The 19,316-nt window shown below is 41.2% G+C and carries 16 protein-coding genes; 6 read left to right on the forward strand and 10 right to left on the reverse strand.

What is annotated here, in order from left to right; genetic code table 11:
* Positions 1–106 precede the first annotated feature (106 nt).
* Positions 107–1,603 (reverse strand): DNA polymerase III subunit epsilon, encoded by a 1,497-nt coding sequence (gene dnaQ / locus HYG89_RS05550; protein ID WP_178866543.1) that lies wholly within the window; start codon positions 1,601–1,603, stop codon positions 107–109.
* Between the two features lie 212 nt (positions 1,604–1,815).
* Between dnaQ and HYG89_RS05555 the strand changes: the two genes are divergently transcribed.
* The 6 genes from HYG89_RS05555 (at position 1,816) to HYG89_RS05580 (ending at position 12,110) form a co-directional block, all read left to right on the forward strand.
* A complete protein-coding gene (locus tag HYG89_RS05555; RefSeq protein WP_178866545.1) occupies positions 1,816–5,085 on the forward strand; it encodes a LysM peptidoglycan-binding domain-containing protein in 3,270 nt (1,089 codons plus the stop codon).
* Positions 5,086–5,151: 66 nt separating this feature from the next.
* Positions 5,152–6,999: an extracellular solute-binding protein gene (locus HYG89_RS05560; RefSeq protein ID WP_178866547.1), complete on the forward strand. Its 1,848-nt coding sequence runs from the start codon at positions 5,152–5,154 to the stop codon at positions 6,997–6,999.
* 64 nt (positions 7,000–7,063) lie between these two features.
* Positions 7,064–8,134, forward strand: a complete 1,071-nt coding sequence (locus HYG89_RS05565) for a microcin C ABC transporter permease YejB (protein WP_096902176.1) — start codon at positions 7,064–7,066, stop codon at positions 8,132–8,134.
* Entirely contained in the window at positions 8,134–9,144 is a 1,011-nt protein-coding gene (locus HYG89_RS05570; protein WP_178866549.1) for an ABC transporter permease, read from the forward strand. The genes HYG89_RS05565 and HYG89_RS05570 overlap by 1 nt, the downstream gene beginning before the upstream one ends.
* Entirely contained in the window at positions 9,122–10,723 is a 1,602-nt protein-coding gene (locus tag HYG89_RS05575; protein WP_178866619.1) for an ABC transporter ATP-binding protein, read from the forward strand. The genes HYG89_RS05570 and HYG89_RS05575 overlap by 23 nt, the downstream gene beginning before the upstream one ends.
* A 142-nt stretch (positions 10,724–10,865) precedes the next feature.
* Complete coding sequence (locus tag HYG89_RS05580; protein WP_004972669.1) at positions 10,866–12,110, forward strand: NADH:flavin oxidoreductase/NADH oxidase family protein; 1,245 nt, start codon at positions 10,866–10,868, stop codon at positions 12,108–12,110.
* Positions 12,111–12,354: 244 nt separating this feature from the next.
* Here HYG89_RS05580 and HYG89_RS05585 read toward each other — a convergent pair whose 3' ends face one another.
* The 9 genes from HYG89_RS05585 to HYG89_RS05625 form a co-directional block, all read right to left on the reverse strand.
* Complete coding sequence (locus HYG89_RS05585; RefSeq protein WP_178866551.1) at positions 12,355–13,179, reverse strand: site-specific integrase; 825 nt, start codon at positions 13,177–13,179, stop codon at positions 12,355–12,357.
* 448 nt (positions 13,180–13,627) lie between these two features.
* The gene (locus HYG89_RS05590) at positions 13,628–14,929 is read right to left on the reverse strand and encodes a zonular occludens toxin domain-containing protein (RefSeq protein ID WP_178866553.1); all 1,302 of its coding nucleotides are present in this window, start codon (positions 14,927–14,929) and stop codon (positions 13,628–13,630) included.
* 59 nt (positions 14,930–14,988) lie between these two features.
* Positions 14,989–15,267, reverse strand: coding sequence for a DUF2523 family protein (locus HYG89_RS05595; RefSeq protein ID WP_178866555.1), 279 nt, complete (start codon positions 15,265–15,267; stop codon positions 14,989–14,991).
* Positions 15,267–16,646, reverse strand: a complete 1,380-nt coding sequence (locus tag HYG89_RS05600) for an apolipoprotein A1/A4/E family protein (RefSeq protein WP_178866523.1) — start codon at positions 16,644–16,646, stop codon at positions 15,267–15,269. The genes HYG89_RS05595 and HYG89_RS05600 overlap by 1 nt, the downstream gene beginning before the upstream one ends.
* A 111-nt stretch (positions 16,647–16,757) precedes the next feature.
* A complete protein-coding gene (locus HYG89_RS05605; protein WP_178866557.1) occupies positions 16,758–16,997 on the reverse strand; it encodes a hypothetical protein in 240 nt (79 codons plus the stop codon).
* A gap of 300 nt (positions 16,998–17,297) precedes the next feature.
* A complete protein-coding gene (locus HYG89_RS05610) occupies positions 17,298–17,579 on the reverse strand; it encodes a hypothetical protein (RefSeq protein WP_178866559.1) in 282 nt (93 codons plus the stop codon).
* Positions 17,580–17,617: 38 nt separating this feature from the next.
* Positions 17,618–18,790 (reverse strand): replication initiation factor domain-containing protein, encoded by a 1,173-nt coding sequence (locus tag HYG89_RS05615; protein WP_256733938.1) that lies wholly within the window; start codon positions 18,788–18,790, stop codon positions 17,618–17,620.
* On the reverse strand, positions 18,780–19,013 hold the full coding sequence (locus HYG89_RS05620) for a hypothetical protein (protein WP_178866561.1): 234 nt from the start codon (positions 19,011–19,013) through the stop codon (positions 18,780–18,782). Before HYG89_RS05620 ends, HYG89_RS05615 begins: the two co-directional genes overlap by 11 nt.
* A gap of 9 nt (positions 19,014–19,022) precedes the next feature.
* Positions 19,023–19,271, reverse strand: coding sequence for a hypothetical protein (locus HYG89_RS05625; RefSeq protein ID WP_070076102.1), 249 nt, complete (start codon positions 19,269–19,271; stop codon positions 19,023–19,025).
* Positions 19,272–19,316 lie beyond the last annotated feature (45 nt).

The following is a 19,316-nucleotide window of genomic DNA, read 5'->3' on the forward strand; positions in this document are numbered from 1 at the left end:
TTTATCTGTTTGTTGGTTCTTTGCAAAATACACAAAGTCCTATTTGCTTTAACTATAACTGAACTGGCAAATCTTTAAATACATAAAATTACAAAACTCGTAGATTTTATTTGGCAAAAAAGCAAGGTTTACCGTGTTTTTCTTCAAATTGTTTGACCCAATTCTCATGTGCAGCCAATTCTTCTTCTGATGGCAGAATCACAGCAAGATCAATATCAATGCTTAAACGATCACTTTGACGTTGCTGTTCTTCGCTTGCAGACAGAGCATCCATATCAAAGGCGACTTGTCCGCCAGTCATTGCCAAGTAAACATCGGCTAGAATTTCAGCATCTAGTAATGCGCCGTGGAACGTACGGTCACGCGCAGGAATTTCATAGCGTCTGACGAGCGCATCGAGTGAGTTTTTTTGCCCAGGATGCTTACTTTTTGCCATGAGCAGTGAGTCGGTCACTTCGCATACTTCGGACAAATTGCCCAACCCCGCACGACTGAACTCCATATCTAAGAAGTTCATATCGAAGGTGGCGTTATGCGCAATAATTTCTGCACCTTTAAGATATTGATACAGCACATCGGCAATTTCGGCAAACTTGGGTTTGTCTTTTAAGAACTCATCTGAAATACCGTGAATGTTTTCTGATTCACCGACCAGTTTTTCAGGCTGAATATAAATGTGGATGGAACTGCCCGTGAGTTTACGGTTAATCATTTCCAGCGCACCGACTTCAATAATTCGGTCACCATCTTGATAGTAAAAACCTGTGGTTTCAGTATCTAGAATCAATTGGCGTGGACCATGTAAGCTTAGCGTGGCAGGGGTAATCACAATGTGTGGATGATTGGAAAGATCATTTACTGCTGCTGTATCGGCTTCAACGGCATTGATTGCAGTTTCAATTGTTGTTTCTGTTTCTGTTTCTGTTTCTGTTTCTGTTTCTGTGGCTAGGCGTGTGGTTGGCGTCTGCATTATTTCAAGATCGACCTTGACCTGATGATTGTTGTGTACGTCGATTTCTACAGGACGATGCAGCGTACTTGTTTCAATTTCTACATCTTCTTCGATCAAGTCAAAACCGAAAGGATCGTCGAGCAACCAATCAGATTCCGCTTTTTTTTTATCATTTGGGGTAAGCTCGAGCGCAGGGCGAATGTGTTGAGCCGTATTTGTAGTTAAGGTTTTCTGAATTTGATCTGCACCTAAATTGGCAAGCTGATCTGCCATTTCATTACCTGCATGTCCTGCGTGACCTTTAATCCAGTGCCATTCAATTTCACGACCTTGACAGACCGCATCTAATTTTTGCCAAAGGTCAGGGTTTTTGACATCTTTCCAGTTTTTCTTTTTCCAACCGTGAATCCACTCGGTAATGCCTTGTTTGACGTAATTGGAGTCAGTCCAAATAATCAGCTTGGCATCCATTGGGCAAAATAAAATGCCTTCAATCGCTGCAGTCAATTCCATACGGTTATTGGTGGTTTGAGCTTCGCCACCATATAATTTATGTTCTTCTTGTTCGGTAACAATATACGCACCCCAGCCACCCAAGCCAGGATTACCACGACAAGCACCATCAACATATAAAGTGATTGTTTGAGACATAAATCAGATCCGCAGGTTGTGCAAAATAAATCAAAATGAAAAGCTATTGTATATCGCAAATTCGGTTTAGACGTGTAAATCCTGTCTATTTTTTAATTTCTTGTAACATTTATAGACGAAACGCGCTAAATTAATGCCTTGTGTCGTTGTCTAGCTCTACTACAATGGCAAGTCTAAAAAATAATTTATATACGAGTTGTTTGGATTTTTTTATGTATAAACCAACCACGCGCATGTGGCAGCCGACTTTACCTTCATTTTTAAAAATTACAGTTTTAGGTTCAGCATTGGCTGCCCTTGGCTTGATGACGGGCTGTAGCTCGACGCAGGGTGCGAGCAAGCCACTCACTTCAAGTCAGGTCGGTTCGGGTTATTTAGATGCCAGTACTTTAGATGGTCTGGAAGATTTACTCTCTGCAACCGATATGCGCGCGGTAGAAGGTGACCGTTTATTAATTTTAAAACACGGTGATGTCTGGAAGCGTATGACCGTTGGTTTCAAAATGGATTTAAACCATTGGAACCCACGTATTGAAGCGCAGCGAGGCTGGTTTATTTCACGTCAACCGTATTTGGATCGTTTAAGTGCGCGTGCGTCACGTTATTTGTATCACACGGTTAAAGAAGCTGAACGTCGTGGTATGCCAACTGAATTGGCGTTGTTACCTGTGATTGAAAGTTCCTATGACCCTGCAGCAACCAGTAGCGCAGCTGCCGCAGGTTTATGGCAGTTCATTCCAAGTACAGGGCGTATTTACGGCTTAAAACAAACTTCGATGTACGATGGTCGCCGAGATGTCGTGGAGTCGACTCGTGCTGCCTATGAGTTTTTGGGCAGTTTGTATAATCAGTTTGGTTCTTGGGAATTGGCATTGGCGGCTTATAACGCAGGCCCGGGTCGTATTCAACAAGCCATTAACCGCAATAAAGCTGCAGGTTTACCAACCGATTATTGGTCTTTAAAACTGCCGCAAGAAACCATGAACTATGTGCCGCGTTTCTTGGCGGTAGCACAAATTATTAAAAGCCCGCATGCTTATGGCGTGTCTTTACCCCCAATTGCCAACCGTCCACACTTCCGTGAAATTAATGTGGGCGCGGTGAATTTAAATGATGTGGCCAATATTACCGGTCTCAGCCGTGCCGAACTGTATTCGCTTAACCCTGGACATCGTGGGGATCGGATTGACACCCAAAGTCCAATGCGTATTTTGATTCCTGCAGATTTAAGCCCAACAGTCGATGCACGATTGAAAAAACTACAAGGTGGTGGCGGTTTATGGGCAAGCAATAGCAGCAACACACCATCGTTTTCATCTTCTGGTGTGACCATTACACCATCTAAATCTGAGCCACCTGCGTTAACGACCAGTACAACAACCAGAACGACTACAGGCAAGCCTGCTGCCTCTACGGCAGTCACAACTACCACTACACCAAGCACAGCATCGACTACAGCCAGTGTTTCAAAACCAGCAACGACTACGCCTACACGTTTGTCACGTACGCCACAAGGTTCGGACGCTTTGGCAGCATTTGCTGCGGGTAGCGATATTCCAAGTGCGCCGCGTATTCCTGTTGCTGTTACACCTGCTGCCAATATTCAGCCTGTGCGGATTGAACCACCAATTTCCAATACTGAGCGTGAGCAAATTCTTGCAGCAGTGCAGGCAGAAGGTAGCAATAAAACTGTAGAAGAAGTGTTGCAGCCTGTGGCTTCTAAAGCAGAACAAGAACAACTTGTGGCTGAGTTGAAACAAATTGCGCCTCAAGGCACTGAAATTGTTGATCCATACGATGGAAAAATTAAGCTGACCGCTATTCAGACCAGTCTGTCTGTTGCAGAGCAGCAAGGTAAAGAATTAACCAAAGGTTTTGCTTACCCGAAAAGTGTGGCAGAAAATACGCGCCTAGATTCAGAAGAAGCAAAGCGTAACCAAGGTAAGAATTATGTGCGTACGGAGTCTGAAGTGGTGGTCGTACCACCAAAAGGCAAACGTACCACGTACACCGTGTTAGCGGGGGACACCTTGGCCAGTATTGCCATGAAAAATGGCTTGAACTGGCGTGATATTGCCAAGTGGAACCAAATTGCTCCAGATGCAACTTTGTATGTGGGCACCAGTATTTATTTATACGACGCCAAGCCACAAGTACAGGCAGAGCCTGCTAAGCCAAAAACCATGCCTGAGCAATACGTGGTGCAAGCCAATGATACCTTAACAGGTGTCGCCAGTCAGTTTGGTTTAACTGTAAAACAATTGGCAGATTTTAATAACTTAAGCACCACCAGTGGCTTATTTGTAGGGCAGCGTCTAAGTTTAAAAGAAACGGCTGCATCTAAAGCCAAAGCAGAAGCCGACAAAAAAGCCGCAGAACAGGCTGCAAAAATCGCAACCAAAACTTACGTAGTGAAGCGTGGCGAATACTTAAAACTGATTGCAGACCGTTATGCCTTGTCAAATCAGGAATTGGCTGATTTAACTCCAGGTTTAAACGCGAACAGTAGCTTATTGGTTGGGCAACGCATTAATGTGCCTGTAAATGAAGTGACTGCACAAAAAACGGAAGCGAGCAAAGCTGAAGCCAGTAAGTCAGAAACAAAAGCAGCAGAGCCAAACTATCCGACTGAAAACTACCAAGTACAGCGTGGTGATACTTTATCGAGCATTGCCAACCAAGCCAAAATTTCTTTGGCAGAGCTCGCCAGTTTAAATAATATAAGCACGCAAAGCGGTGTGCGCATTGGTCAAACCCTCAAAGTGCCTGCAGGTGTCAATGTGCCTGAGCGTTATACGGTACAACGTGGCGATACCTTATCGGCGATTTCGACAAAATATAATCTCAGCCAAGACTATATTGCAGACTTAAACAATCTAAGCCGTAACAGTGGTTTAAGAGCAGGACAAATTCTTAAACTCACGGGGGATGTTCCTGAGAAAAAAGCCCAAGTTGAAGCGGTGGTTGAAACCACCAATGATATTCACGTGGTCAAAGCAGGGGAAACTTTAAGCAGTATTGCGCGCCAATATAAATTGCAATTGAATTATTTGGCAGAGCTGAATGATCTTTCACGTACTGCCAATGTCCGCATTGGACAACGCTTAAAAGTCGATGCCAGCGCTGCAAAAAATGAAGTAAAAACAGAGGTCGTAAGTGCTGCGAAAAGCAGCAGTAGTAAAGCCACCGAAACTTATACCGTTAAAAGTGGTGAGTCTTTAAATTCGATTGCCAGCCGTGTGGGTGTGTCGGTTGCAGAATTGGCGAGTTTAAATAACTTAACGCCACGTTCAGGTTTACGCATTGGACAAAATATTCAAGTTCCCAAAACCGTAACTGAATATAAAGTGAAACGTGGGGATACGCTGATTGGCTTATCCAGTCGTTATGGCATCGACACCAAAGCATTGGCAGATTTAAATGATATGCAGCCAAATACTCAATTGCGTATTGGCGATGTGATTAAAGTCCCGAATCTGTAAAGTTTAATCCTGAGGATGTCATGTTTTGACGGCATCCTCAGGAATACTGCACAAGGAGCTGTGTGCATGTCATTTGCCATAAAAAAGACACATCAATATCTGGGCTGTATTTTAGGTTGTGTGGTCTTGCCGCAGTTTGGATGGGCTGCGTTACACACCACGCCCTATATTGCCGTACATAGCCAGCCTCAGTATGTGGGGCGCTCGGCTATGCCTTATGCCAACCCGCAAGCGCCCAAAGGTGGCGATTTAATTCGTGCCAGTAATGGCACTTTTGATAATTTAAATGACATGAATGGCAAGGGCAGCTCAACCGATGGGGTGAGTTTTATATTCGATTCACTCATGAGCAGTTCTTTAGATGAGCCGGGGGTGATGTATCCCTTATTGGCAGAAAAAGTCAGCTATGACCCCAAGCAAACTGCATTTGTCATTTTTCATTTAAATCCTAAAGCTAAATTTAGTGATGGCAGCCCAGTTACAGCAGATGATGTGAAATTCAGTTTTGATGCTTTTCAGACCAAGTCTAATCCAGGTTTGCAAATGTATTTATCCGATTTAGATAAAACCACGGTCTTGTCTAAGCATCAGGTTAAAGTCAGTTTTAAATCCACTAACAATGCAGAAATGCCGCTGATTTTGTCGCAAATGCCAATCTATTCTAAAAAAGACTGGCAAAAGCGTGACTTTACCCGCATCACACTAGAACCGATTTTAGGTTCAGGGCCGTATCTTATTGAGCGGATTGATGCAGGGCGCAGCATTACTTATAAGCGTAATCCAAATTATTGGGGCAAAGATTTACCCGTAAATAAAGGGCGCTATAATTTTGACCGCCTGAAGTATGTTTATTATCGCAATCTGGATATTGCCTTCGAAGGGTTTAAGTCGGGGCAATACACGTTGCATGAAGAATATACCGCACGAAAATGGGTCACTGAATATCGTTTTCCTGCTGTGAATGCGGGCATGGTGGTCAAGCATAAATTTCAGCACCAAAACCCAATTCCGACCCAAAGTTTTGTTTTTAATACCCGCAGACATGCGTTTCAGGATATTCGTTTTAGGCAGGCTTTAACCTACGCTTATGATTTTGAATGGCAAAACAAAGCCTTGTTTTATGGGCAATATCGCCGTTTGCAAAGTTATTTTTCTAACAGTGAATTAGAAGCCAAAGGCACACCTTCAGCCGCAGAATTGTCTGTTTTAAAACCCTATTTGGCCAAGCTGCATCCTATTCAACGCCAAGGCGTATTGCAAAATTGGCAGTATCCTGTGACTGATGCCAGTGGCTTTAACCGTAACGGCTTGCTTAAAGCCCGTGAATTGCTTTTGAAAGCGGGTTATCGTTTTCAGCAAGGTAAATTGGTCGATGCCAAAGGCAAAGCCATTCAAATTGAATTTTTAATTCATCAGGATGGTTTGCAACGCACATTAGTGCCTTTTGTGCGCAATATGAAACGTCTGGGCGTTACGGTAAATATTCGGCATGTCGATGTGCCGCAATATATTGAACGCATGCGCCGTGCCGATTTTGATATGACCACCAGTGTCATGCCGCAATCTTTAAGTCCAGGCAATGAGCAAGCACAGCTTTGGAGTAGTGCTGCCGCAGATCAACCAGGAAACTATAATTACGCAGGCATTAAAAACCCAGTAATTGATGAAGTGGTACAACAGTTGATTCGTGCGCCTAATCGTGAACAATTGATTGTGCGTACCAAAGTTTTGGATCGTTTATTGCGTGCGGGGTATTATCAAATTCCAACCTATGGCAAAGGTGAAAACTGGTATGCCTATTGGAATATGTATCGTCAGCCCGCCATCAAACCTAAACTATCGGCAGGAATTGATTATTGGTGGAGTGATGCTGCCCAAGCCAAGAAAGTTGCACATTATTTACGTCAACAATAACGATTTTAAAACTCAAGCATGACAGTGTTTGCGATAAACCAGAACATTGCCAAAAGGTAAGTACATGGGCACATACATACTCAAAAGATTGCTCCTGATTATTCCAACCTTGTTTTTCATTTTATTGATTAACTTTGTGGTGATTCAAATTGCACCGGGCGGTCCAGTCGAACAGGCGATTCAGCAAGCCGAAGCCTTTCAGGGCATGGGGGCGACAGGCGGGGAAACTGCTGCAACCTCCAATAGCAGCAATTATCAAGGTGCTAAAGGTTTAAGTGATGAAATGGTCGCAAAAATCGAAGCGCAATATGGATTCGATAAACCTGCACATGAACGCTTTTGGCAAATGCTCACCAGCTATGTGCAGTTCGATTTTGGCACCAGCTTTTTTAAAGATAAACCTGTGACCCAATTGTTATGGGAAAAATTACCTGTATCGCTATCTTTAGGTTTATGGAGCACCTTGCTGATTTATTTAATTTCTATTCCTTTAGGCATTAAAAAAGCCCGTCAGCATGGCTTGTTGTTTGATAAAGCCACTTCTATTTTGTTGGCAGTCGGTTATGCCATTCCTGCGTTTGCCTTTGCTATTTTGCTGATTGTATTTTTTGCGGGTGGTTCATATTTTCAGTGGTTCCCCTTACAGGGTTTGGTGTCTGAGAACTTTGCACAATTAAGTCTGTGGGGAAAAATTACCGATTATTTTTGGCACATAACTTTGCCTTTATTGGCGATGGTGATTGGTGGTTTTGCAGGGCTGACCTATCTGACCAAATATTCATTTATGGAAGAATTAAACAAGCAGTATGTGTTGGCGGCACGTTCTAAAGGTCTAACCGAATCGCGTGTGTTATATGGGCATGTGTTTCGTAATGCCATGCTAATTGTAATTGCAGGTTTGCCCGAAGCGTTGGTGGGTATTTTCTTTGTCGGGAACTTGTTCATCGAAATTATTTTTAATTTGGATGGATTAGGCCTGCTTGGTTTTGAGGCGATTGTGCAGCGTGATTATCCTGTAATTTTTGGTACTTTGTTTATTTTTACCTTATTGGGCTTAATTCTGCGCTTAATCAGCGATGTGTTATATCAGGTGATTGACCCACGTATTAGTTTTGAATCGCGAGGGGCAAAATAATGTCACCGATCATGCAGGCGCGTGTGCAGCGTTTTAAACAGAATAAATTGGGTTTTGGTTGTTTCATTGTCTTTATCATTATTTTTGTGTTGTCTTTGGCGGCAGAACTGATTGCCAATGATAAACCGTTATTGGTCAAATATGAGCAATCTTTATATCTGCCAGTGTTCAAGGCTTATCCTGAAACGACCTTTGGCGGTGTATTTGAAACCGAAGCAGATTATAAAGACCCAGTGGTGCAACAACTGATTGCAGACCGAGGATGGGCAGTTTGGCCGCTCATTGAGTTTTCTTACCAGACCCCGAATTTAGATTTGGCCGTTCCTGTACCTTCTGCACCAACTGCACAAAATTGGCTAGGTACAGATGACCAAGGGCGCGATGTGTTGGCGCGAATTTTATATGGCTTGCGTGTATCGCTGTTATTTGGCTTTGCATTGACTTTTGCATCGGCAGCTTTGGGCATTTTGGTCGGGGCAATTCAGGGCTACTATGGCGGCTGGGTCGATTTAATTGGTCAGCGCGTTTTAGAGGTGTGGGGCGGTTTACCGATGCTGTTCATGGTGATGATTTTGGTCAGCATGTTTACCCCAAGTGTGTATTGGCTATTTGTGATTATGCTGTTATTTGGCTGGACGACACTGGTCGGCTTGGTTCGAGCAGAATTTTTACGCGCCCGAAATTTTGACTATGTCCGTGCAGCGCGAAGTTTAGGCGTAACCGATCGTACCATTATGTTTCGGTATATTTTACCCAATGCCATGAGTTCGAGTTTGTCGCAGTTGCCATTTATGCTAACCGCCAATATTACAGCTTTAACTGCACTGGATTTTTTAGGTTATGGCTTACCGCCCGATGCAGCATCTTTAGGTGAGTTGCTGTTACAAGGCAAAAATAATTTAAATGCACCGTGGTTAGCGTTGTCAGGCTTTTTTACCTTAGCGATTGTGCTGTCCTTGTTGATTTATATTGGAGAAGCGACCCGTGATGCATTCGATCCAAGACGTTAAACCTTCAAATGCGTCACAGCCTGCAGTATTGCTAACAGTCAGTCATCTGCATATTCGGCAGCAGGAACAGGTTTTGCTGCACGATTTAAACTTTGAGCTGCATGCAGGCGAAACTATTGCGTTAGTCGGTGAAAGTGGTTCTGGAAAATCTATTAGCAGTTTGGCGTTGCTAGGTTTATTGCCCGAACATTTACAGGTGCAAGGTCAGGCAATCTTTGCAGAACAGGATTTACTTCGCCTTAAACCGCAACAATTGCGGCAAGTTCGTGGTCAAAAAATTGCCATGATTTTTCAGGAACCGATGACGGCTTTAAATCCGTTGCATCGCGTGGAAAAAATTATTGGTGAAAGTTTGTTGCTCCAAGGTTGGAGCAAGGAAAAAACGCGTGCTCGGGTATTGCAATTACTTGAGGATGTTGGCATTCCTCAGCCTGAAGAAAAACTAAAGCGTTACCCACATGAATTATCTGGGGGGCAACGTCAGCGAGTGATGATCGCAATGGCGTTGGCACTTGATCCCGATATTTTAATTGCCGATGAACCAACCACTGCTTTAGATGTCACTTTGCAGGCGCAGATTTTGGATTTATTAAAAAGCCTGCAAGTGCGTCATAATATGGCCATGATTTTGATCAGCCACGATTTGAACTTGGTCAAACAATATGCAGATCAGGTCATTGTCATGAATCATGGACGGGTCGAAGAACAGGGCAGTGTGGCAGATATTTTTAATAGACCGCAGCAAGCCTATACCCAAAACTTGTTGAATCATGATTTTGGTGAAGCTTTGCAGGTTGATGAGTTGCCGACCATTTTGGAGTTGGAGCAGGTTGCTGTGAAATTCCCGATTAAACAAGGCTTGCTGAATCGGGTTAAAGATTATGTGGTTGCGGTTGAGCCGTTAAGCTTGCAACTTCCGCAAGGTCAATCTATTGGTATTGTCGGTGAAAGTGGTTCGGGTAAAAGTTCATTGGCACTTGCAATTGCACGATTGATTGAAAGTGAGGGAAAAATTGAACTACTTGGGCAAGATCTGAATCAACTGAATGAACGCCAATTGCGTCCCTTACGTCAGCAGTTTCAAATTGTATTTCAAGACCCGTTTAGCAGCTTAAATCCACGTTTAAATGTGGAGCAAACCATTGGTGAGGGTTTGGCATTGCAACAATTGTCCAAGCCTGAAATCATCCAGCGCATTGATGAAGCTCTAAGCAAAGTGGAATTGCCTGTGAGTTTTAAACAACGCTATCCGCATGAATTGTCGGGTGGGCAACGTCAACGGATTGCATTAGCACGCGCGTTGGTGCTGCGTCCTAAACTGTTAATTATGGATGAGCCGACTTCTGCCTTAGACCGTACCACGCAACGTGCTGTCGTGCAGCTGTTACGTCGTTTGCAGCAGCAAGAACAGATGAGCTATTTGTTTATTAGCCACGATTTGCAAGTGGTGAAAGCACTGTGTCAAAAAGTGTTGGTGCTGCATCAAGCGAAAGTCATGGAATTTCAAGATACTGTACAGTTATTTAGCCATCCGCAAACAGAATATACCCGTCAATTGATTGCTGCCAGTGAGTATTAAACCTTCAATATTTTTAAACAGCTATTTCGGCTGGCTGACTTGTTTTACCATTTTGACAATAAGATTTGTCAAAATGGCATTGACCTGTTCCGAAAAATCTTTAGAGTAAAAAAGACCAATAAAACACAATACGGAACAGTGTATGAGCCATCTTGCCGAAACAATTCAGATTCGTAATACCATGTTTAAAAATCGCATCATTAAAGGCGCGATGAGTGAGGCGCTTGCCAACACGGCAGGGCAGCCGAATAGCCTGCATTTAGGTCTATATGAAGCATGGGCAAAAGGTGGTTTGGGCTGTGCCATCACTGGCAACGTAATGGTCGATTTACGTGCCAAAAATGAACCGGGTGTTGTGGGAATTGAATCAGACCGAGATATAGAAAAGCTCAAACAGTGGGCAGAAGTTGGTAAACGTTATGGCATGGTGCAATTGGTACAGTTGTCACATCCTGGGCGGCAATGTCCGAAAGGTTTGAATAAAGAAACGGTTGCACCTTCGGCTGTGCCTTTTAGTCCAAGTTTAGCTTTGAGTTTTGGTACACCACGTGAACTACATGAAGATGAAATCCTCGATATTATTCAGCGTTTTGCCAAAGCTGCACAGATTTGTGAGCAAGCGGGCTTTGAAGGGATTCAACTGCATGGTGCGCATGGCTATTTGATCAGCCAGTTTTTATCGCCACTGACCAATAAACGCCAAGACCAATGGGGCGGCAATATTGAAAACCGTATGCGCTTTTTGATGCAAATTTATCAAGCGGTACGTGCAGCGACCTCAGACAATTTTATTGTATCAGTCAAACTAAACTCTGCAGATTTTCAACGTGGCGGCATCACTGAAGAAGAAGTGATTAGCGTGTTTAAAGCCATGGATGAAGCAGGTATAGATATGATTGAAATTTCAGGTGGTACTTATGAAGCACCCGCGATGGCAGGCTCTAAAGCTGATAAACGTAAACCAAGTACCATTGCCCGTGAAGCCTATTTTTTATCTTTTGCGGAATTGATTCGCAGTCAGGTGAAATGCCACTTAATGGTGACAGGTGGTTTTAGAACGGTAGTTGCCATGAATGCTGCTTTGGACAGTGGTGCATGTGACTTTATTGGGATCGCCCGACCATTTGCGGTAGAAACCGATTTAGCCAACCGTTTGTTGGCGGGTCAAGATGTACGTTACGGGGTCGATAAAATTAAAACTGGTATCCCGATGATTGATAAAATGGCAATTATGGAAATTATTTGGTATGCCGCGCAGTTCAAAGCAATTGCACAAGGCAAGCGTCCAAACCCGAAACTCTCGCCTTTAAAAGTCTTTTTCAAATATTTAAAAGGCAATTTAACTGCGGTGATTAAAGGACAGGTCAACTCACGTAAATCAGCTTGATTCGTATTTTTCAAACCTCAGTGGACGGATTCAAAGCTTAAACTATGGTTTTTGAATCAGTCCGCACAGATTGAAATATAAAACTAATGCGTTAGATAGCAAAAAGCCCAAGTCATATTGATTGGGCTTTTTGTTGAGATGTAAACATCTCGAATATGGCGTCCCTACGGGGATTCGAACCCCGGTTACCGCCGTGAAAGGGCGAGTATCTTATTTATCAAATTAATTGTAAATATTTGTAAATTTATACCAAAGAAGGTAAACATTTTAAGACCTCATGTAAATTTTCAGGTGCTAAATGGGCGTAACGCTGGGTGATGCGGGTGTCAGAGTGACCCAATAATGTTGAAACGTGATAGATCGGAACGCCTTGCTTTACCAAAAAACTTGCAAATGTATGACGTAAATCGTGGATTCTTAAATGCCCTAAGTCAGCACGTTGTGCAGCACATTGAAAACCACGCCTGAAACTTTTTATATGGTTGTTGGTTTTAGGATTGTAAAAAACAAACTTCCGATGTGTTTTAAGCCGAATGAGCGCATCGAAAGAAGTATCATTGATAGGCTTGTAAACAGTCTTTTTATTCTTAGACAGGGAATTACGGATAATAAGAAAACGGTCATTGATAGACACGTTATCCCATGTAAGTGTTGTCAATTCAGAAGCACGGCAACCAGTATTGAGCGCAAGCAAGATAAAATCATGTAATAGATAATTGTTGTAACGCTTTGCAGCAAATAATAGCTTCTGGCATTCAGTCGCATTTAAAAACTTTGGGATATAATCTTCTTCAAATAAGCGAAAGCCATTAAATACATTTTTAAAAGTGACGTTTTTATGTTTCAGGTAATAATTAAAAGCAGACTTAATAAGATTTAATTCACGGTTAATTGTGCTGTTTTTCACTCCCTGTAATTTTCTATATGCACAATATTCATTGATCAATTCTATTGTGACTTCATCAAATTGATAAAACCATTCTAGGTGCATGATTTTATCTGAATAAGTATATTTAGAATCAAAAAGCCCATTGCGAGCGTAAAACTCAACTATTTCTCTAACATTCATAAATACAACTACTTATTTGTATCGGGAGTTAAAATATATCAGTTCGCGCCCATGCGGGACGCTCTAATTATCCCCGTTTGCAGGCAAAAGGGAGCTTGTAATCAGGGAAAGGAAGGTTTTGAAATTTAAATAGCGTCAGTTCGCAGGCACTCCGCCTGCTCTGATATGTACTGTACTGTACTGTACTGTACTAAAATACGATACAGTACAGTACAAAATAGACTACTGGGATTGTTTGAAAATAAGATATATCATGAGAAAAAATAATCTTGGATTTCAGCATGTTTGATTGCTCTATAAATAAATATGTTTTTTGGATGGGTTTCCTTATTGGTGGTTTCATATTTACAAGCATAACGACATACGTGCAATACTTAATTGCAGGAAAAGAAATGTTTAAGCTTCTGAAAAAGAAAGATGAAAAACAAGAAAGAAAAGAGCCAAAACTCTAAATAAGCCCCATCTCTTTAGCTTGTTGGAACTTCGCCAATTCATCGGGCGTTAATTGAACCTGTTGAACAGTTTGTTCAGCAGCTTGTGAATAATCTTGCGTAATACTGTCTTGAGTAACCATTGCATTATTGGTATTCCTATATGGATTGAATGGGCGATCTCCAGCCATAACACGCTTGCAAAGGTCTTTTGGCGCATCATGTAAAATTGTGCCTTGCGTATCGTATGCGACACCATTAAAGCAACCCGAAAAGACTTGGTAGGCTGTCACTGGAGGAGCTTGCATATATGAATAATCAAATGGGTCACTTGCTTTGTATTGTGCTGTGATCTGATGTAATGAATTTTGAGTAAGTTCTAAATTTTGTTCATTGTTCGCTTGTGGGTTTTTTAAATCTCTATATTGATCTAATGTTAAACCCAACTTTTCAGCCTGTATTTCGTCATGTAAATCTTGTTTAGTCTTGCCCTCAACAGGCTTAACAACATTATGAGTTAATTGCGTTTCTTGTTCTTTTTTTGGTATTAATCCAAAAAAACCTGTATCAGATGCTTTTGAATATCCAAGATAAAAAATCAGTAATGGAATACAAGCAAAAGCGTAATACTTTTTAGGAAAGTATTTTTTCATATTATGTTTTTCAGATGAAACATAAAATTTGTATAAATGCTTTGGAAAACGCCAATACTTTTTTTCTAAAGCAGAATCAGCAACAGACTTGCCCCAAGTAGTCATAGCTTCGCCAAATGTCCAAATGTTTGCAGCTTCAAAACCAAATTTTCTACGCATAACATAATGAATTGTGACGTTGCCTAAAACATCTTTATTTAATTTAGTGGGATTTTGAGTAATTAATAATATTTCTTGACCGAAATGCCTGTGCATTGACATTGAAAGCCCAATATCAAGTATTTGTTCTTTTTTGCGTCTTAGTGCTTTGGAATATTCCCTTTCAATAGTTGAGATCAAAGACTTCTTTTTGGTGTCAGGCAAATCTAAATTTTCTGCTTCTTTTAATCGTTTTTCATATTCCTCAATAGTTAAATTTTTTAATAAGTCACGTTCAGAATATGCAGGGTGTTCGTGCGCTTCATCATAAACTAAGACAGCATCATTAGGCAGATCTCGCCAGTCGAAAGGACTTTGAGAAGTAGACTCAACATTGATGACACCAGGTATTTTTAAACCAACAATATTAGAGTAAACAGGGCGACCCTGGTTTAAATATTCAAAAATCAGCTCGATTGTATATAGGGTTTTGCCAGTGCCTAAAGGTGCTGTAATTAATATTGCCATATCGCTTTGGAACGCCTAAACACTCGTGTCGGTCGTCGTTCCTCCTCCTCACTCGTTTATTAGGCTTTTCCAAGCGCAATTTTGGACGACTTAATAAATGCTGCTGTACCAATAGCAGACATGATTATTGACAATGCTTGCGGGATTTTTAATATTCCTAAAATGCCCAAAATATCAGATGGAATATTATTTAATAAACCCGACATTGCACCTTGAGCTTGTAAAACTAAGTCATTAATAAATGTATAAGAAAGAAAAGCTAAGCCTGCTCCAAGCATTAATTTTGCAACAAGTGAAGAAGCAAAGGCAGTTAAGATAACTATTAATATTTGTGGCATTAGGATTTACTCACAACAATATAAGCAGCGAAAACATAAGCTACTAATAAAATTAAAGTGCCAAATATAGATAGTTTTTCACACCACATTTCAAAACTAAAAGTTTTAGAAAATGAACGACCTGTAAACATTGTCATTGATAATGTTCTACTAGCAGGGCATGCAGCAGATGAACCAAAAATATTTGTAGAAAAACTTTGGGGATTTAATTCTCGATGTGGTGTTTCAGCTTCAAATTCTGATAAATCAGGCTCTTCAAATAACCATTGTTTTATCTCATCAAGTAATGAGTTTGTTTTATCTATCTTTTCACCAAGCATTTCACCATTTGCATTAATAGCGTCAGTATTTCCATCAATAGCACCTTTGATTTTGTCACCGTTTGCATTAATAGCGTCTTGAGTTGCTTTTCCTTGTGCGTTTACAGCATCGGTATTTGAGTTGATAGCATCTTGAGTTGCTTTGCCTTGTGCGTTTACAGCTTGAGTATTTTGATTAATTGCGTTTTGAGTAGCTTGCGCTTGATTGGCTATCTCTGCTTTGACTTGATCTAATTTGTTATTAGTAATACCAATTTTATCTGTAATAGCAGCAGACATTTGAGAAATTGAGTTTTTAATATCAGTTGCAACAGTATTTAATTTATTAATAATAGCAGCAGACATTGTATTAATTGCATTAACTACTGGCGTCATTTCTACGGTTACCTTGCCACCATCACCGCCTTTACCACCTTGACCGCCATTTCCACCTTTGCCACCTTGTCCGCCTGTACCTGAACCACCATCACCGCCAGTACCGCCTTGACCACCATCACCACCAGTACCGCCTTGACATTCTATTGATGTGCTTCCCTCTGTACAGCCCCCATTTGAACCTGATGAACCATCATTACCATTAGAGCCATCTTGAGGATCACCATTAGGCGTATCTTCGCCTTTTGGTGTTTCAGTTGTGCATGAATTACCTGTATTTTCTGCATCGAATCCCCAATCAAGATTGCCGTTAGGTGTATCAAAAGCTGTGCCACCTGATGTATTTGTCCACGTACAACCTTGAAAGCAAACAGATGTGGGAGCGAATCCAGTACTTGAAGTGATATAACCATCTAAAAATGAAGTTTCACCAGCAGTACAGGAAGCTGAATTTTCAATTAAAGAAGCATATTGATTAGTTGATCCACTTCTATAAAAACGACAAGTTGAATCTTGAACAACATAAGACCACAAAGTTAAATACTTATTCAAATAGTTTTGACATGCAGAATCTTTAGTTGAACCTGTAGCAGTCTGTGAACCGTTTATAGCAGACCAACCTGCAAAAGTAAAAGAACTAAAAAAAAATAAAAAGAAAAAAACTAAATATTTAAACGCTTTCATAAAACCCCCAAATATTTAATTTCTTATTTAAGCAGACGATAAAAAGCCAAGAAAACAACAGCTAAAATAATCCAGTTAAGATCAGATTCTGTCATTTTCTTGGCTCCAAAATTAGCGACCGAAGAAGCCGATAACTTTTTTAGCACCGTAAATTACAACTACGATACCCAATGCCCAAAGCGCACCTGTTTCAATATTCGCTTCTGCATCTGCACCAGTTAAGGCAGTAGATACATCAAGAGCATGAGCATTACCCGACATAAGTGCAGTTGAAGCAACAGCACCTAAACCATACGTTGCAATGTTTTTACGGTTAATTACCGCTAAGCGGTTTTGAGTTGTCTTTTTCATGACATTTCTCCAGTTAAAAAAAGCGCATTATTTTTTTAACGACAAAGACCAGCGCAAATATCCCTATCGCCCACTGGAGAATCATGTCCCGATCTGCTCCAGTTAATTCAGGCAAAAAGCTAGCTTCTTGCCATTCCGTACATACGGGCAGTGAGCCTGATTCATCTAGCGTTTTGCACTCGTATGACATTCTTATAAATCCTTAGCCTTTACAGGTTTTTTCGTGTAAATCTTTTTGCTGTACATAGAAAAATATGCAGTAGCATTTAGAACATTCCCAAGAGCCGTAAATGGCTACAATCATTTTTGAGCTACTGGAGAAACGTCATGAACAATGGTCATTTGTTTATTACCATTCGTGACGATTTCCATTGAAATATTTGCATTAACAGGGAAAGGCAAATCCTGAATCTTTTTAATGTTGTCAGCCGTGCCCCACTTGTATTCGACAGTGGCAGATCCAAAACCTGAATCACCTAGATCAGTCATCACATAAATTTTTGTGAAGTTATGAAGAACACCATCAACAGTATTGTTGTAGCATTTCGCACCAGTAATAACGGCAGTAGTAGTAAAGCGCATGGTTAATATTCCTAAATAGCCTAAGTGATATTCCTAACCTATGCAGGCAACGCAGTAGGGGGAAGTGACGATGTAAAATCTACGAGTAAGGGTTTTAGCCGTTTAGGAAACTCATCCTTTTCAGGCATCAAGATATCCAAGACTTTTGAATCATCTTCATAGAATTTACGGAAAGCGTTTAAGTATTTGCCAAATTGATGCTTGGTAATTTCGATAGCTTTTTCCCAAGTGATTTCGGCTTTTTTCTCGAGCATTTCAAACTTGATCGCCTTAGATTGATCATCAAAGACGTGAAAGCACGGATAAGCTGCGAGAAAGTGTTCAGATGCATTAAGCAAGGCATCTAAAGGGATGTGATAAGAGCGAGATTTAAACTCAACCTCTACACGTGTCCAAAGGCTGTTTGGGTCGCCTAGTTGTTTTCCTTTTTCGTAGACACGGCAGAACTTTGAACTTGTTCGTTTCCCCAAATAAGCGGTACGACCAGTACCGTCAGGGCGCTTCCAACAGCCGTCAGTGCGAAAGGCAGGAGGTCTTCCCCCAGAAGTAAATCCCCCGATAGAATCTTGTTGATCAGCCCAATCAGGCGAAACAAGAACTCCTTCAAGATCATCAAAAGCGTAGTCAATACGAGTAATCTTAGGACGATGAGCATAAAGCGAGAGCCAAGCATGTAAGTCTTCTTCCCAACCGTAACGTCCAGCCGTACAACCTTGACCAGAGATAGAAAGCATAATTGTATTGTTTTGACCGCCTACACAGATGAAACCGCACTCATTTTCGAGTTGATAGGCTTCATCATAGTAATTGATGCCCTTAACCATCTTCTTTTCGATACCAAAACCGAAAATATCTTTAAGGACAGCTTCTAGGGCATATACACAATAAGTATCAGGGTTTTCGGTTAATTTTGTGGTAACTGAATTTAAGAACGTGTCTTTATGCATGGTTATGTTTAACCAATCTATAACGGCAACTTCTCCAGCAGCAGGACGACGGATTAATACGGGTTTTGGGCCATCTTCGGTAAGTACCGTAACGGTGTGCTGTAACGGGTAATCTTTATAGGCTTTTTCTAGGCTGTGCATGGATTCACTGCGGGACTTTTCCCCCGTGTTACTACGGGGGGAAACATCGCTAAAAAGTGATACCCACAGTGGAGATGTGGATAAAGGGTTAAGTGTTTGATTAGCCTTGTAATTAGTCATCATAGCCATAGCTCCCGTTGAACTCGATGCATTCACGGTTATGTATGTCTAGGTCATGAGTTAATGCAGACACTACTGGAGAGCATTGACCTAGATCATTTAAAAAGTTTTCAATATAAAAAAGGACTGAAACAGAATGAGGGCAAGGAATCCCATCCATGATTGAAGCTTGTCCGTCCGAGTGGACTTTGCGAGCGATAGTTTCAAATGCTTCTAATTCAGTCATTTTTTATACTCAATTAAAATTATTGTTAATAATGTTTGAAGTAGCAGACCAATGAGCTTTTGAAAGTTTTGCAGCGAGTTCATCAACTTCAAAGTAATCGAAAAGACCGAGAGCAGAATAGGCTTTGATTGCTCCATAAACTTGATCTTGAATTAAATCAATAATGGCAAAATGCGGGCCTTCGTAGTTTTCAATCTGTGCAATCTGATCTAAAACGTACTGCTTAGCCCCAGCAGGGTTATTGTTGTAATCGCTCATGTGTTGCCCCTTTATTTTGTGTACTTCACAAATTTGTAAAGTTCT

This window comes from Acinetobacter sp. SwsAc5, assembly GCF_013391485.1.
GTDB lineage: Bacteria > Pseudomonadota > Gammaproteobacteria > Pseudomonadales > Moraxellaceae > Acinetobacter > Acinetobacter towneri.